The organism is Pseudomonas sp. LBUM1658 (assembly GCF_059716055.1).
Window position 1 is genome coordinate 396,741 of sequence record NZ_CP166798.1, and the last position, 15,552, is coordinate 412,292.

The window sequence follows — 15,552 nt, forward strand, 5'->3', positions numbered from 1 at the left end:
AGATGTACACCAATCCTGTAGGAGCTGCCGCAGGCTGCGATCTTTTAGGCTTCACGCCTTACTCAAACCTTGAACTTACCCACCAACATCTGCAGATGAGTCCCCAGGCGCGCCAGCTCAACGCTGGAAGCGGCAGTCTGTTCACTGGCGGCCGAGGTCTGTTCGGACACATCACGCACATTCAAGACGCTGCGGTTGATCTCTTCGGCCACGGCGCTTTGTTGTTCGGCGGCGGCGGCGATTTGCTGGTTCATTGCCTGAATGGCTGAGACGGTGCGGGTGATGTTGGCCAGTGAGCCGCCGGCGCGGCGAGTCAGCTCGACACTGCTCTCGGTCAGGCTGCGGCTGTTGTCCATAATGTTGGCGACTTGCTGGGTGCCGCTTTGCAGGCCGACGATCAGCTCTTCGATTTCCTCGGTGGACTTCTGGGTGCGCTGGGCGAGACTGCGCACTTCATCGGCGACCACTGCAAAACCGCGTCCGGCTTCACCGGCACGGGCGGCCTCGATGGCGGCGTTAAGGGCCAGCAGGTTGGTCTGTTGCGCCACCGACTTGATCACGTCGAGCACACTGCCGATCTTGTCGCTTTCGCGCTTGAGATGGCTCATGGCCTCGGTGGAATTGCCGACCTCGGTGGCCAAGCGTTCGATCTGTGCGATGGCCTCGCCGACCACCTTATCGCCCTCACGGGCCTGCTGGTCGGCAGCGACGGCGGCTTCTGAGGCCTCTTCGGCGTTGCGCGCGACTTCCTGCACGGTGGCAGTCATTTCATGCATGGCGGTGGCGACCTGATCGGTCTCTACCTTCTGACTGTTGACCCCGGCGCTGGTCTGTTCGGTGACGGCTGACAGCTGCGCGGCGGCGCTGGCGATCTGCGTCACGCCCTCGCCGATGCCACCGATCAGTTGCCGCAGGCCGACGGTCATGCGTTGTATGGCGCTTTGCAGTTGGCCGAGTTCGTCGCGTCGCTGAACGTAGAGGTCCTGGCTCAGATCGCCGGAAGCCACGCGCTCGACCACTGTCAGGGTCTGTTGCAACGGAATGACGATCTGCCGGGTAATGACCCAGGCGGCGATCAGCCCGAACAGCAGCGTCAGTACGGTAACCAGGGCCAGGGTGTTTTTGGCCTGCGCCGCATCTTTATCACGCTTGGTGATTTGCGCGGCGCTCAGCTGCTTGCTCATGTCGAACAGGATATTGCCCTGGTCTGCCATGCGTTTCAGGGCGGTAGCGCTGGCCACCTGGGAGTCGCGGAACTGGCTGACCGCCACTCGATAGCCTTTGAGCGACTCGCTAGCCTGTTGCAGGTTGGCGATATGCTGTTCCGGCAGTTTACCGGGCAGGCTTTCGAGGTTGTTCAAGGCATTGTCGATGGCGTCCAGCGCCGGCTTTTCAGCCTCGACCTTGGCGCTGTAGGTGTAGCCGCGGACCTGGAAACGCGCCTGCTGAATCAACTTGCTCAGGTCGATCACGCTGTTGAATTGGGCGACGCTGTCACCTTGCAGCACGGACTTCTCGACTTCCGTCACGCGGGCCACCGCGTTATCGGCGGCGGCGCCGAGTCTGGCGCGGCTGGCTTCGCGGTTCACAGTGGCTTGAGTCATGTCGGCAAAGGCGCGTTTGTATTCGTTTACAGCGGCCAATTGTTTGTCGAGCATGGCAATGCTATCGGGCTGTTCAAGCCGTTTACGCGCGACTTGCAGGCCCTCGTCCAGCTGGTTCAGCAAATCGCTGACAACCGCCGGGCCTTGCTCGCCCCGGTGCATTTCGTAGTCAAGGCGGGCGATGCGCAGGTCTTTGGTTAGCTGGTTCAGCGTGGAGATGTAGCTCAGCTTGTCGCCGCGCTCAATCAGGCTATTCAGGCCCATCCAGCCGGTGAAGGTGATCAGCAGAGTCAGCAGCAGTACCAGGCCGAAGCCGAAGCCGAGTTTCAGATTGACGCTCACATTTCCAAGATTTTGGGCTAACCAACGGTACATGCTGCGAACTCCCTTTACGCATGGATGGATCTATCAGGAGCGTATCGGCTGGCCGGAGGAAAACTGTAGGAGCAGCCGGGCGGCGTTCCGTTTGCTCGCGATGGACGTTAACGATAACGCGGGTTCTCTGAATAAACGCGCCGCCCTTGAGTCCATCGCGAGCAAGCTCGCTCCTACAGGGGGGTGCGAAACGATTAGAACAATCTGGAAAGCAGGGCTGTGACGGCTGTCTCGACCCGCAGGATGCGTTCGCCGAGCTGTACCGGTTGCAGGCCGGCTTTGGCCAGCATGTCGATTTCGTAGGGGATCCAGCCGCCTTCAGGGCCGATGGCCAGGGTCACCGGTTCGTCCAGCCCGCGTGGGCAGGGCGGGTAGTTGCCGGGATGCCCGACCAGACCTAGAGTACCTTCGACCATGGCCGGCAGGCGGTCTTCGACGAAGGGCTTGAAGCGTTTTTCGATGATGATTTCCGGTATCACGCTGTCGCGGGCCTGTTCCAGGCCGAGGATCAGTTGCTCGCGAACCGCTTGCGGCTCCAGGAACGGGGTCTGCCAGAAGCTCTTCTCGACCCGATAGCTGTTGACTAGCACTACCCGCGGCACGCCCATGGCGGCGACGGTTTGCAGTACCCGACGGAGCATCTTCGGCCGTGGCAGGGCCAGCAGCAGGGTGAGTGGCAGTTTCGCCGGGGGTGGCTGGTCGAGGCTGATCCGCAATTCCGCCTCGCCGGCTTCCAGTCGCAGTAGCTCGGCAGAACCCATCAACCCGCCGATGCGTCCGACCCGCAGGCTGTCACCGACGACACTGCGATGGACTTCCTGCATGTGAGTCAGGCGCCGATCACGCAGGATCACCCGGTCGGCCGCAATGAAGTCGGCCTCTTCGAGGAGCAGCAGGTTCACGCTTGGGTCGCTGGCGGCTGGTCGTTATGGTCGCTGTCGACAGGCTGGTCGTCCGGATGTTCGCCGCGCTTGCTGATCAGGCTGCCAAAGAGGATGCCGATTTCGAACAGAAACCACATTGGCACCGCCAGCAACGTCTGCGAGAAGATGTCCGGCGGGGTGAGGATCATGCCGACCACGAAGCAGCCAATGACCACATACGGGCGGATTTTCTTCAGGTATTTGACGTCGACCACGCCGATCCATACCAGCAGCACCACGGCCACCGGGATTTCAAACGCTACGCCGAAGGCGAAAAACAGCGTCATGACGAAATCGAGGTAGCTGGTGATATCGGTCATCATCTCCACGCCGGCCGGGGTGGCCGCGGCGAAGAACTTGAAGATCAGCGGGAACACCAGAAAGTAGGCGAAAGCCATCCCGGTGTAGAACAGCATGATGCTCGAGACCAACAAGGGCACCGCAATGCGCTTCTCGTGCTTATACAGGCCAGGCGCGATAAAGCCCCAGATCTGATGCAGGATCACCGGGATCGCCAGGAACAGCGAGACCATCATCGTCAGCTTGAGCGGTGTGAGGAACGGCGAGGACACATCGGTGGCGATCATCGTCGCGCCCACCGGCAGATACTCGCGCAGTGGTGTGGAGACGAAGGTGTAGATCTGCTGGGTGAAGGCAAACAGCCCGGCGAAGATCACGAAGATCGCCGCGACACAACGCAGCAGGCGGGTGCGCAACTCGGTGAGATGCGAAACCAGCGGCATGTGCTGGTCGTTTTCCGGTTTATCAGCGCTCATGGGGCTCGCGGCGGCAAAGTTGGGTCAAGGGGGGCAGGCGCACTGGGTGCCGGCGCAGGAGAAACAGTTTCTGTCGCAGTCGGGCCGACAGCCGGTTCGGCAGGGCTGACGGTGGTGACTGCCGGCGCGGGCTCGACGGTCGTCGTTACCTGCGCCGGTGCAGGAATTGGCTGCTCCGTCACTGGTTCGAAGGTGCTCGGCGTCTGCTGTTGCGGAGCGAGAATCTTCCGCGCTTCCTGCTCCAGCGACAGAATGTGTTCGTTGTGCAGTTGCCGACGAATCTCGTCGGCACCGATTTCCCGTTCAACTTCCTGTTTGATCGCGTTGAAACTGCGTTTCAGGCGCCCGACCCACAGGCCGGCCGTGCGCGCAGCACCCGGCAGCCGTTCAGGGCCGAGCACCAGCAGCGCGACGAGGCCGACGAGCAGCAGTTCAGAGAAGCTGATACCAAACATTAGTCAGTGCTCACGAGTCTTTGCGGATCGGCTCTTCGACTTTTTGTGCTTGCACGTCGATGGTGTGCGGCTCGTTCAGTGTCGAAGCCTGTGCCTGTGGTTGTGCCGGTGGTACCGGTTGGGCCGGGGTCACCGTCGGGTCAGCAGGTTTTTCATCGTCGTTCATGGCCTTGCGAAAGCCCTTGATCGACTCGCCGACGTCAGTGCCGAGGTTTTTCAGTTTCTTGGTGCCGAATACCAGTACCACGACAACCAGGATGACGACCCAGTGTTTCCAGTCAAAAATGCCCATGCTGCAATTCCTCTCTTAAACGTTATTCAAGCGGACGGGCGCGAAGCCTTCTCGGCGTGTCCGGACAGACCGAAGCGCCGGTCCAGTTCATCCAGCACAGCCTGTGGATGCTGCCCCAGTTGGGCGAGCATGACCATACTGTGGAACCATAAATCGGCGGTTTCGTAGATCACATCGCTGCAATCGCCGCTGATGGCGGCATCCTTGGCGGCGATGATGGTTTCAACCGATTCTTCACCGACCTTTTCCAGAATCTTGTTCAAGCCCTTGTGGTACAGGCTGGCGACATAGGAACTGTCGGCGGCAGCGCCTTTGCGCTCTTCCAGCACTTGGGCCAGGCGGGTCAGGGTATCGCTCATGTTCAGTGTCCAGCCTTATAAATGGCGTGCGGGTCTTTGAGTACCGGGTCGACGGTCTTCCAGTCACCGTTTTCGTAGACGCGGTAGAAGCAGCTCTGGCGGCCGGTATGGCAAGCGATGTCGCCGATCTGCTCGACCATCAGGATGATCACATCGGCGTCGCAGTCCAGGCGCATCTCATGCAGTTTCTGCACGTGCCCGGACTCTTCGCCCTTGCGCCACAGTTTGCCACGGGAACGCGACCAGTAGATGGCGCGGTTCTCGGCGGCGGTCAGTTCCAGCGCTTCGCGATTCATCCAGGCCATCATCAGTACGCGCCCGGTCTTGTGATCCTGGGCAATCGCCGGCACCAGGCCGTCGTTGTCCCATTTGATCTCGTCCAGCCAACTTTTCATCTTCGACTCCGACAACCGGCACAGCGCTTATTGCTGCGCCCAGGCGTTGAAACAGTGTGCCAGCAGCACGCGTTGCTGGCTATCGGCGCACGACCAGATACAAACCGACCGCCACCATGATTCCGGCCGGCCAGTGCCCCAATTCATTCAATGGGCCACCGGCAGCGAGTACCGTGCCGAAAGCCAGATGTGCGCAGCCGAGCAGACGCAGGAACCAGTCGTCCTTGCGTCGGTGCCAGGGTGGTGGCGCATCGGACGCGTGAGGTTGCGACATGCGCTCCAGCAGGTCGCGGGTCATGTTGGCCAGGTGCGGTAGTTGCTCGACCTGACTCTGCAGGTTGCCCAGCAGGGCTTTGGGGCTGACCCGTTCGCGCATCCAGCGTTCGAGGAACGGCTGGGCGGTGTTCCACAGATCCAGTTCGGGGTACAGCTGACGCCCCAGGCCTTCGATGTTCAGCAGGGTTTTCTGCAACAGAACCAGCTGCGGCTGCACTTCCATGTTAAAGCGCCGTGCCGTCTGGAACAGGCGCATCAGCACCTGACCGAAGGAAATATCTTTTAACGGTTTCTCGAAAATCGGTTCGCAAACGGTGCGGATCGCCGCTTCGAACTCATTGAGCTTGGTTTCCGCCGGCACCCAGCCCGAATCGATGTGCAATTGGGCTACGCGGCGGTAGTCGCGCTTGAAGAAGGCGAACAGGTTGCGCGCCAGGTAATCCTGGTCTTCCGGAGTCAGGCTGCCGACGATGCCACAGTCGATGGCAATGTACTGCGGGCTCCACGGCTGCACGGTGCTGACGAAGATATTGCCGGGGTGCATGTCGGCGTGGAAGAAACTGTCGCGGAACACCTGGGTGAAGAAGATCTCCACGCCACGTTCGGCGAGCATTTTCATGTCGGTGCGCTGGTCGGCCAGGGTGGCCAGGTCGGTGACCTGAATACCGTAGATGCGCTCCATCACCAGCACTTTCGGCCGGCACCAGTCCCAGTAGACCTGCGGCACATATAGCAGCGGCGAGCCGTCGAAGTTGCGCTTGAGCTGACTGGCATTGGCCGCCTCGCGCAACAGATCGAGCTCGTCGTAGATGGTTTTTTCGTAGTCCAGGACCACATCCACCGGGTGCAGCAGGCGCGCATCGGCGGAGAGTTTTTCCGCGGCACGGGCGAGGATGAACAGCCAGGCCAGATCCTGGGCGATGATCGGTTTGAGGCCCGGGCGTATGACCTTGACCACCACTTCTTCGCCGCTTTTCAGCTGTGCGGCATGAACTTGCGCCACCGAAGCGGATGCCAGCGGTTCGAAGTCGAAACGGCTGAAAACATCGCTGATTTTCTTGCCGAGCTGGCTTTCGATCAGGTCTATCGCCACTTGCGAATCGAACGGCGGTACGCGGTCCTGCAGCTTCATCAGCTCATCGGCGATGTCTTCTGGCAGCAGATCGCGGCGAGTGGAAAGAATCTGCCCGAACTTGATGAAAATCGGTCCCAGGTCCTGCAACGCCAGGCGCAGGCGCGCGCCGCGGGTCAGCATCAGTGTCTTGCGCGGGAACCAGCGCCACGGCAAGGCATAGCGCAGCGCCAGGAGGAACCAGGGCAGTGGCAGGGCGAACAACAGGTCATCGAGGCGGTAGCGGATCACGACGCGCTGGATGCGCAACAAACGGCGGACGGCAAGCAGCTTCATGCGTTATCGCTTGAATCAAGGGATCGGGAAAGGCGCTCGAAACGCGCCTCAAGACGTTCCAGATCAAGCTTGATCTGGTCCAGTTCGCTAAAACGGGCTTCGGCTTCGCGTTGGCCTACCAGGGTGCGCGACTCTTCGCTGAGGTACTCGGCGAGGTTCTGGTTCAGGCTGGCGAAACCCTGCTGGTACCACTGTGCGCGGCTGCGAAGATGGCCGCCGACCAGTTGCGTGGCGACCGGACCGAGCCAGCGCGAGAGCTCGTACTCCCAGTCCAGCTCCAGGTCCTGCAGTATCGCCGCCAGGTCCAGTAGCACCGCGCTGTCACCTTCGAGTTCGACCTCAGGGCCATGCAGGACCGCGGTCTTGTCCTTGCTCAGCGCCAGGCTCAGCAAGCTCGACGCCGGAGCGCGCAAGGTGCAGTCGGCCTCGGCGGCCCAATGGGCGGCCAGCATCAGGCCTGCATCGCTCGGCATGATGAACAGTTGCAACGCCGGGCTGCGGCAGTCGACAGCGATCACCTTGCCACTCAAGTGTTGCAGGCGCGGCAACGCCGTGCTGTCGAGACGCAGCACGCGGTTGAGACCGAGTTCGACGCCGACCAGCAGGCCGCTGAGCAACATCAGGGTTTGATGCCGCGATGCAGGGCGACGATACCGGCGGTCATGTTGTGATAGGTCACCCGGTCGAAACCGGCCTCGACCATCATCGACTTCAGGGTTTCCTGGTTCGGGTGCATGCGGATCGATTCGGCCAGGTAGCGGTAGCTTTCCGAGTCATTGGTGATCAGCTTGCCCATCAACGGCATGAAGGCGAACGAATAGGCATCGTAAGCCTTGGACATCAGCGCATTGGTCGGTTTGGAGAACTCCAGCACCAGCAGCCGGCCACCGGGCTTGAGCACCCGCAGCATGGAGCGCAGGGCATCTTCCTTGTGGGTCACGTTGCGCAGGCCGAAGGCGATGGTCACACAGTCGAAATGGTTGTCCGGGAACGGCAGCTTTTCGGCGTCGGCCTGGACGAACTCGACATTGCCGGCCACACCCAGATCGAGCAACCGATCGCGACCGACCTTGAGCATGGATTCGTTGATGTCAGCCAACACCACCTGACCGGTCGGGCCCACCAGGTGCGAGAATTTTCTGGTCAGATCGCCGGTACCGCCAGCGATGTCCAGCACGCGGTTGCCAGTACGTACACCGGACAACTCGATCGCGAAACGTTTCCACAGTCGGTGCATGCCGCCCGACAGCAGATCGTTCATCAGGTCGTACTTGGCTGCTACCGAGTGGAAAACCTCTGCGACTTTTTCCGCCTTTTGGCTTTCCGGAACGTTTTTGAAGCCGAAGTGAGTGGTGGGTTCGGCATCGCTGCCTTTGCGCTGATCAGTCATATCGCTGTCACCAGAAGAGAATGCGGGACATTCTAATCCCGGTGACAGTCTTTGTCTTGGCAAGGCTGAATGTAAGATAGGCAACCGCCGGGACGTTTTGACGCATGCAAGGTCAAGATGTCTTGAGCAAGTCCCGATAAAGCAGGAGTCATTCGATGGCCCGTATTAGTGTTGAGCGTGCCCACGGCCTGGGTAAGGAAGCAGCCCGCGAGAAGGCCGACATGTTGGCGCAGAAACTGTCTGATCAATATGGCCTGGAGCCGCAGTGGTCAGGCGACATCCTGAATCTCAAGCGTCCCGGGGTAAAAGGCGCGGTGCATGTGGGCGAGGACTCGATCAGGATCGACGTAGAGTTGGGCCTGCTGATGTCGGCCATGAGCGGCACGATCAAGTCGGAAATCGAAAAGGCATTGGATAAAGCCTTGGCGTAATCGGCGTTTTTGTTTCCCCTGGATTTGTGGCATTTCTTAGGGTGCCGTTTCTAATTTTTCTCACTACTTTGTGCCTAAGCCCTCATTCCTGCGGGCAGTTCCTCAAACCTTTTGCGCGTGAGGTGCACCATGGCCACAGTAACTTTGAAGAAAAAAACCGACGTTCAGACAACCGCTCCGAGCGAAGTGAAATCCTACGCCCGCAAGATCTGGCTGGCAGGCCTGGGGGCTTACGCCAAGGTCGGCAAGGAAGGCAGCGAGTACTTTCAGGAGTTGATCGAAGCGGGTCAAACTATTGAAAAGAAAGGCAAAAAAGTTGTGACTCAACAACTTGAAGCGGCCAACACTCAGATCGATGAAGTCAAGGGCGATGTCACCAGCTTCAAGGGCAAGGTCGAAGTGCAGCTCGATAAAGTCGAGAAGGCTTTTGACGTGCGCGTCGCAAGTGCCTTGAATCGCTTCGGCATTGCGTCTAAACATGATGTTGAGACACTCTCTGCTAAGCTCGATGGGCTGACGGCATTGCTTGAACGTGTCGCGCGTAAACATTAAGGAGAACGGGATGGCTGGTAAAAAGAATACTGAAAAAGAAGGCAGCTCGTGGATCGGGAAAGTCGAAGACTACTCCCGCAAAATCTGGCTTGCTGGTTTAGGCGTGTACTCGAAGATCGACACTGACGGCAGCAAACTCTTCGATACCCTGGTCAAAGATGGTGAGAAAGCCGAGAAGCTCACCAAGAGCGCCGTCGGTAAAAAAGTCGATGCCGCCAAGGATTCGGCTCAATCGGCCAAGTCCCGTGTCGGTGATGTCAAAGACCGCGCGCTGGGCAAATGGGGCGAGCTGGAAGAGGCTTTCGACAAGCGACTCAACAGCGCCATTTCGCGTCTGGGCGTGCCGAGCCGCAATGAAGTCAAAGCGCTGCACAGCAAGGTCGATACCCTGACCAAGCAGATCGAGCGCCTGACCGGTGCTTCGGTGGCAAAGCCAGCGGCGAGCAAGACCGCAGCGGCCAAACCGGCAGCTAAAACCGCGGCCAAACCTCTGGTAAAAGCCGCCGCTAAACCGGCAACCAAAGCAGCAGCCAAGCCAGCTGCGAAAACCGCAGCAGCCAAACCTGCCGCGGCCAAGCCGGCAACCAAAGCGGTGGCCGCTAAACCAGCAGCTGCGAAGAAGCCGGTTGCCAAGAAACCTGCGGCACCCAAAGCAGCGGCGCCGAAGCCGGCAGTAGAGGCCAAACCGGCAGCTGCGGTCAGCCCTTCGAACTCTGCAGCTGCGCCGACCCCTGCGGTCACCCCGACTGTTGCGTCGACTCCATCGACGCCATCCAGTCAGTCCTGATTTTTTCGGGACAGACAAAAACGCCCGGCCTGCAAAGGTTGGGCGTTTTTGTTTCTGACAGAAAACTCTCCAGTGCCTGATCGAGCGCAAAAGATCGCAGCCTATCGGCGGCTCCTACGCCGACGTAGGAGCTGCCGAAGGCTGCGATCTTTTGATCTTCCAATCACACATGTTCTTCCAGATACCGCAACGCCATCTGCTCAGTCGCCAGTTTCACCGGTGGCAGCAAGTGCGGCGCGACCAGCATCATGATCTGGTAAACCACCACCCGAACTTCGCCCTCGCGTCCCAGAATCCGTTGATAGTCGAGGGAAAACAGCAGCGTCATGGTGATCTGTTCGACCAGTTGCCCCAACGCCTGGGTTTCGCTGACCAGTTGCCCCTGTGCTTTCAAGCGTGCCAGCAATGAGGCCAGGGTCCGCTTCAAGGCGTTGAGCAGGTTGCGAATGCCCTTGGCCAGTTTCGGCAAGCGTCCGGCCAGGTTGGACAAATCCTGGAACAGAAAGCGATAGTGCGCCAGGCGCTCGACGATCAGGTGCAGGAACAGCCAGTAATCTTCAGCAGACAGTTGCGCATCCGCTGGTGGGTCGAGCAGCGGCGTCAGTTCCGCCTGAAAGCGTTCGAACAAGCCGAGGATCAGCGGTTCCTTGCCGTGAAAGTGGTAATAGAGGTTGCCCGGGCTGATGCCCATTTCATTGGCAACTTCCATGGTAGAGACATTCGGTTCGCCCTTTTGATTGAACAATTGCAGGGCACATTCGAGGATCCGGTCGCGGGTTTTCATCCAGTCTTCTTGGTTGTTGAGTCATGCCACGGCCGACAGCCCGACCGTGGTGCAGAGAGCATTCAGCGCACGCGCACGTAAGTACCTGGCGCCGCCTCCATCGGTGGATAATTCTGGTTGCCGAGAGCCATCAGGGTTGGCCGTTGGGTACCCGAGCGTTCCTGAATCCAGCTCAGCCACCGTGGCCACCAGCTGCCTTCGACATGGGTGGCGTCGTAATACCAGGCGCGTGGATCGCTGCTGAGCTTGGGGTTCTCGATGAAATTGGCCTTGGGGTTGCTCGGCGGGTTGAGGATGCTCTGGATGTGTCCGCTGTTGGACAGCACGAATTGGCGATTGCCGCCCAGCAGCAAGGTCGAGCGGTACACCGCATCCCACGGAGTGATGTGGTCGTTGATGCCGGCCACGCTGAAGCTGTCGACGTTGACCTTATGCAGATCGATCGGCGTGCCGCATACCTCCAGCCCGCCAGGATGGCTCAGCGGGTTGTGCTTGAAGAAATCCAGCAGGTCGCCATGCAATGCCGCGGGCAGGCGTGTGTTGTCGTTGTTCCAGTACAGGATGTCGAAGGCCGGTGGTTCCTTGCCCAGCAGGTAGTTATTGACCCAGTAATTCCAGATCAGGTCATTGGGGCGCATCCAGGCGAAGACCTTGGCCATGTCTCGCCCTTCGAACACGCCCCGCTGATAGGAATCGCGCTTGGCGGCTTCAAGGGTCTGCTCGTCGGCGAACAAGGTGGCAGGGCTGTCGATCTGGCTATCGAGCAGGCTGACCAGATAGGTGGCGCTGGAGATCCGTCGCAGTTGCCGCTTGGCTTGCAGGTGGCCTTGCAGGGCGGCGATGGTCAGGCCGCCGGCACAGGCGCCCATCAGATTGACTTCGCGCGCACCGCTGATGGCGCGGCAGATATTCATCGCTTGCTCCAGCGCCTCCACATAACTGGACAGGCCCCATTCCCGATGACGAACATCCGGGTTGCGCCAACTGATCACGAACACCTGCAGGCCGTTTTTCAGCGCGTACTGGACGAAACTGTTGCCCGGGCTGAGGTCGAAAATATAGTACTTGTTGATCTGTGGCGGCACGATCAGCAGCGGCTTGCTGTACTGCTTTTCGCTCATCGGCTTGTATTGCATCAGCTCGAGCAGTTCGTTGCGAAACACCACCGAGCCGGTGGTTGTCGCCACGGTCTTGCCAATCTCGAAGGCGTGTTTGCTGACCTGACTTGGCAGCCCGTTGTTGTGCAGCAGGTCGTCGAACAAATGGCCGAGACCGCGGACCAGACTGTGACCGCCGGAATTGAACAGCTCCTTGATGGCCAGCGGATTGAGCAGCGTATTGGAGGGTGATACGGCGTCATTGAGCAGTGCGAAAACGAAATGCGCGCGAGCGCGGTCATCGGTGCTCATGCCGCTTTCGTCGATCCAGCTTTTGACCTGTTTTTGCCAGCTCAGATAGGCCTGCAGGCTGCGGCGATAAAACGGATTCAGGCTCCAGGTCGGGTCGGCAAACCGGTTGTCCTTAGGGTTCGGCGTGTGCAGCGTTTCACCCAATAACACGCGACCCAGCTGACCACCCAGGGCCAGCGCATGACGGGCGCTTTTCACCGGATGGCGCAGGCCGTGGGCCGCCACGCTGCGCAGGGTCGAGAACAGGTCCCTGCCGCGCAGACCGGTAATCGCACTCTGAGCGTTGATGAACGCCGCGGGGGTGGGCAACGAGCCCGGCGCTGCTTTGTCTCTCATGGGTCAACACTCCTTCGTCAAGCCTTCAACAAGCACATCAATTCAAGACAGACACCATAGTCGGTCCAGAGCTCTCCTGCGCGGGCGATGATTCTGTCGACATGCACAAGACGCTAAGTCCTGCCAAACGGTGACGGGTGCGGATGCATCACAGCCCGCTGACGTTCTTCCTCGAGAAAATTCATGATGATCGGCGCGACGGCTTCAGCGCGGGTAATCAGGAACAAATGACCATCGTCGATTATGTGTAGCTGGGCGTTGGGAATCCGCCAGGCCAGCATGCGCATATTGATCAGCGGGATCAGTGGATCATCATCGCCGGCCAGCACCAGGGTCGGTTGATGAATCTTGTGCAGCCAGTGAATGCTGGTCCAGCCCAGGCCTGCGAACAGTTGCCAGTAGTAACCCAGCTTGCCGCCCGAACGCACCTTGCTGGCGTGTTCGGCGGCCAGATTAGGGTCGCGACGGAAGGAGCCGCCATAGATCAGCGGCGCGATGCGAATCACATGGGACGGCTGGATGTAGCGCCTGGGGCTGGCCATCATCCACAACACTTTCGGTTTGCCCGGCACCATAAAGACGCCGGCTGCGGTGGCTGCCAGCACCAGTTTTTTGCAGCGCTCCGGGTAGTCGTAGGCAAATTGCTGGGCCAGGGCGCCACCCCAGGACACGCCGACGATGTTGACTTGCCCGTAATCCAGATAGTCGAGCATGCGCGCAGTCAGTTTGGCCAGACCAGGGAAACGATAGGGGGTGCTGGGTGTCGACGAGCCGCCAACCCCGGGAACGTCGAAGGCAATCACCTCCAGATCCGGGTCGAGCGCCTGGACGAACGGAAACACCAGCTCCAGGTTGGCGCCGATGCCATTGAAAATCAGCAGGGGAGTCAAATGAGGCTTGCCAGGACGTACCGCGGTGCGGATGGTTTGGCCATCCAGGTCGACAGTACGAAAAATGAACGGTTGCGGCATCTCAGAAGCCCTGTAGTTAAACCGCTGGCAAGCCTTCCTGAGCTTGTTCCAGAAAATCCGAGGCCTGGCCTCGTCCGTGTTGGGTAGGGCTCGCGGCACCTCCGAGTGCCGCGGACTTCGTGACTGCCTACAACTTAACGTTCATGTACATAAGTGCCCGGTGCGGCTTCCCCTGGCGGGTGGGCCTTGTTGCCCAGGTTGGTCGGAGACTTTTTCAGTTTGCCCGAACGTTCGGCCTGCCAGGCCTGCCAGTGCAGCCACCAGGAGTCGGTGTGCTTGGTCGAGTTTTCTTGCCAGTCCTCGGCCTTGACCGGCATTTCGGTGCTGGTCATATAGCGCGACTTCGGGTTGCCGGGCGGATTCAGGATGCTCTGGATATGCCCGCTGCTGGACAGTACGAATTCGACCTTGCCGCCGAACAGTTGTGCCGACTTGTAGCAAGACTTCCAAGGGGTGATGTGATCGTTGGTGCCGGCCAGGGAGTAGATGTCGGCGGTGACCTGTTTGAGGTCAATCGGCGTGCCGCTCACTTCCAGTGCATTGGCACGGATCAATGGATTATTTTTGAACATTTCGATCAGATCGCCGTGGAACGCCGCAGGCAATCGAGTGGTGTCGTTGTTCCAGAACAGAATGTCGAAGACGGGAGGTTCGTTGCCCAGCAGATAGTTGTTGACCCAGTAGTTCCAGATCAGATCGTTGGGACGCATCCAGGCAAAGACTTTGGCCATGTCACGGCCTTCCAGGACGCCGGCCTGATACGAGTGACGCTTGGCGGATTCCAGGGTTTTTTCGTCGACGAACAGCGCAACCTGGGAGTCGAGGGTGGTATCGAGCACGCTGACCAGCAGGGTCAGGGCATGGACTTTCTTCTCGCCGAGGGCGGCGTAGTGGCCGAGCAACGCGGTGCAGGTGATGCCGCCGGAGCAGGCGCCGAGCATGTTGATGTCTTTGCTGCCGGTGATGGCCGAGACGACGTCGACGGCTTCTTTCAGTGCGTCGATGTAAGTCGACAGACCCCACTCGCGCTGAGCCTTGGTCGGATTGCGCCAGCTGACGATAAAGGTCTGCTGGTGGTTGCGCAGGCAAAAGCGCGCCAGGCTTTTATCCGGGCTCAGGTCGAACACATAAAACTTGTTGATCTGCGGCGGCACCACTAGCAGTGGGCGCTCGTGCACCTGCTCGGTGGTCGGCCGATACTGGATCAGTTCGAGCACGTCGTTGCGGAAAACTACCGAGCCTTCGGTGGTTCCCAGGCTCTTGCCGACTTCGAAGGCGCCCATGTTCACCTGGCTCGGCATGCCGCCGTTGTTGATCAGGTCCTTGGCCAGGTGCGAGAGGCCGTCGAGCAGGCTTTTACCGCCGGTCTCGAAGAAGCGTTTGACCGCCGCCGGGTTGGCCGCACTGTTGGTCGGGGCCATGGCTTCGGTCATCAGGGTGATCACGAAGTGCGCGCGGTTGATGTCCGCTTCGGACAGGTTGCTATCGCCGATCCAGTCGTGCAGCTCCTTGCGCCACGCCAGGTAGGTTTGCAGATAACGTTTATAGAGCGGGTTCTGGCTCCAGGCCGGGTCGTTGAAGCGGCGGTCGTCACTTTCCGGCTGCAGCTTCGACTTGCCGAACATCACATTCTTGAGCTCGACGCCAAAATGCGCGACGTGCTTGACGCTGTGAATCGGTTGTTTGATGGCCTGTTTCAAGACCATGCGAGCAGAGGTAAGCAGATCTTTTCCGCGCAAACCGACGACGGGATTGAGCCCCAGGGTGTTTTCCGAGGCTTGATGATTCAAGTCATCGTTATTCTTGTTACTCATCTACGACGCTCCATTGTCCTGAGGCGAGTACCGGGACCAGCTGTGCAGTCTCACAGCAAACTCCAGGTACTACTGCTCGGGTGACCGTTAATTCTGCATCGCTGCTTCAGAGAGCATTGCAGGGAACTTGCCAGTTCTATTGGTTACCCGAGTTTAATTTTTTTCGCAAGCAGGCCAAATGCCAGCCGTGCGGCAGAGCATTCAAACAGATGGAA

General features: G+C 59.5%; 17 protein-coding genes and 1 pseudogene. 3 read left to right on the forward strand and 15 right to left on the reverse strand.

Annotated features, from left to right (window positions below):
* Window positions 1–62: 62 nt before the first annotated feature.
* From ACA064_RS01775 to ubiE, 11 genes and pseudogenes are all read right to left on the reverse strand, one after another.
* Window positions 63–926, reverse strand: coding sequence for a methyl-accepting chemotaxis protein (locus tag ACA064_RS01775; RefSeq protein WP_497674153.1), 864 nt, complete (start codon window positions 924–926; stop codon window positions 63–65).
* Window positions 921–1,979: pseudogene (locus ACA064_RS01780) on the reverse strand (methyl-accepting chemotaxis protein); the annotation flags it as partial. The gene ACA064_RS01775 and the pseudogene ACA064_RS01780, both read right to left, overlap by 6 nt.
* A 194-nt stretch (window positions 1,980–2,173) precedes the next feature.
* The gene (locus tag ACA064_RS01785) at window positions 2,174–2,881 is read right to left on the reverse strand and encodes a 16S rRNA (uracil(1498)-N(3))-methyltransferase (RefSeq protein WP_497671854.1); all 708 of its coding nucleotides are present in this window, start codon (window positions 2,879–2,881) and stop codon (window positions 2,174–2,176) included.
* A complete protein-coding gene (gene tatC, locus ACA064_RS01790; protein WP_497671855.1) occupies window positions 2,878–3,678 on the reverse strand; it encodes a twin-arginine translocase subunit TatC in 801 nt (266 codons plus the stop codon). Before tatC ends, ACA064_RS01785 begins: the two co-directional genes overlap by 4 nt.
* The gene (gene tatB, locus ACA064_RS01795; protein ID WP_497671856.1) at window positions 3,675–4,133 is read right to left on the reverse strand and encodes a Sec-independent protein translocase protein TatB; all 459 of its coding nucleotides are present in this window, start codon (window positions 4,131–4,133) and stop codon (window positions 3,675–3,677) included. Before tatB ends, tatC begins: the two co-directional genes overlap by 4 nt.
* 10 nt (window positions 4,134–4,143) lie before the next feature.
* Complete coding sequence (locus ACA064_RS01800) at window positions 4,144–4,425, reverse strand: twin-arginine translocase TatA/TatE family subunit (RefSeq protein ID WP_497671857.1); 282 nt, start codon at window positions 4,423–4,425, stop codon at window positions 4,144–4,146.
* A gap of 26 nt (window positions 4,426–4,451) precedes the next feature.
* Entirely contained in the window at window positions 4,452–4,784 is a 333-nt protein-coding gene (locus ACA064_RS01805) for a phosphoribosyl-ATP diphosphatase (RefSeq protein ID WP_007899279.1), read from the reverse strand.
* Between the two features lie 2 nt (window positions 4,785–4,786).
* Window positions 4,787–5,179, reverse strand: coding sequence for a phosphoribosyl-AMP cyclohydrolase (gene hisI / locus ACA064_RS01810; protein WP_497671858.1), 393 nt, complete (start codon window positions 5,177–5,179; stop codon window positions 4,787–4,789).
* Between the two features lie 79 nt (window positions 5,180–5,258).
* Window positions 5,259–6,863: a ubiquinone biosynthesis regulatory protein kinase UbiB gene (gene ubiB / locus ACA064_RS01815; RefSeq protein WP_497671859.1), complete on the reverse strand. Its 1,605-nt coding sequence runs from the start codon at window positions 6,861–6,863 to the stop codon at window positions 5,259–5,261.
* Window positions 6,860–7,483, reverse strand: a complete 624-nt coding sequence (locus ACA064_RS01820; RefSeq protein ID WP_497671860.1) for a ubiquinone biosynthesis accessory factor UbiJ — start codon at window positions 7,481–7,483, stop codon at window positions 6,860–6,862. Before ACA064_RS01820 ends, ubiB begins: the two co-directional genes overlap by 4 nt.
* Window positions 7,483–8,253, reverse strand: coding sequence for a bifunctional demethylmenaquinone methyltransferase/2-methoxy-6-polyprenyl-1,4-benzoquinol methylase UbiE (ubiE, locus tag ACA064_RS01825; RefSeq protein ID WP_007989286.1), 771 nt, complete (start codon window positions 8,251–8,253; stop codon window positions 7,483–7,485). Before ubiE ends, ACA064_RS01820 begins: the two co-directional genes overlap by 1 nt.
* 155 nt (window positions 8,254–8,408) lie before the next feature.
* Here ubiE and ACA064_RS01830 point away from each other — a divergent pair, with 155 nt between their 5' ends.
* The 3 genes from ACA064_RS01830 to ACA064_RS01840 all read left to right on the forward strand — a co-directional run bounded on the left by ACA064_RS01830 (window position 8,409) and on the right by ACA064_RS01840 (window position 10,023).
* Window positions 8,409–8,684: a polyhydroxyalkanoic acid system family protein gene (locus tag ACA064_RS01830; RefSeq protein WP_497671861.1), complete on the forward strand. Its 276-nt coding sequence runs from the start codon at window positions 8,409–8,411 to the stop codon at window positions 8,682–8,684.
* Between the two features lie 129 nt (window positions 8,685–8,813).
* A complete protein-coding gene (locus ACA064_RS01835; RefSeq protein WP_497671862.1) occupies window positions 8,814–9,236 on the forward strand; it encodes a phasin family protein in 423 nt (140 codons plus the stop codon).
* Between the two features lie 10 nt (window positions 9,237–9,246).
* Window positions 9,247–10,023 carry a phasin family protein gene (locus ACA064_RS01840; protein ID WP_497671863.1) on the forward strand — a complete coding sequence of 259 codons (777 nt, stop codon included), beginning with the start codon at window positions 9,247–9,249 and terminating at the stop codon, window positions 10,021–10,023.
* A gap of 163 nt (window positions 10,024–10,186) precedes the next feature.
* On the opposite strand, the gene ACA064_RS01845 is transcribed toward ACA064_RS01840, so the two are convergent.
* From ACA064_RS01845 to phaC (ACA064_RS01860), 4 genes are all read right to left on the reverse strand, one after another.
* Window positions 10,187–10,807: a TetR/AcrR family transcriptional regulator gene (locus ACA064_RS01845; RefSeq protein ID WP_497671864.1), complete on the reverse strand. Its 621-nt coding sequence runs from the start codon at window positions 10,805–10,807 to the stop codon at window positions 10,187–10,189.
* A 62-nt stretch (window positions 10,808–10,869) separates the two neighbouring features.
* A complete protein-coding gene (gene phaC / locus ACA064_RS01850) occupies window positions 10,870–12,552 on the reverse strand; it encodes a class II poly(R)-hydroxyalkanoic acid synthase (RefSeq protein WP_497671865.1) in 1,683 nt (560 codons plus the stop codon).
* Window positions 12,553–12,665: 113 nt separating this feature from the next.
* Window positions 12,666–13,523 (reverse strand): poly(3-hydroxyalkanoate) depolymerase, encoded by an 858-nt coding sequence (gene phaZ / locus ACA064_RS01855; RefSeq protein ID WP_497671866.1) that lies wholly within the window; start codon window positions 13,521–13,523, stop codon window positions 12,666–12,668.
* A gap of 134 nt (window positions 13,524–13,657) precedes the next feature.
* A complete protein-coding gene (gene phaC, locus ACA064_RS01860; RefSeq protein WP_497671867.1) occupies window positions 13,658–15,337 on the reverse strand; it encodes a class II poly(R)-hydroxyalkanoic acid synthase in 1,680 nt (559 codons plus the stop codon).
* Window positions 15,338–15,552 lie beyond the last annotated feature (215 nt).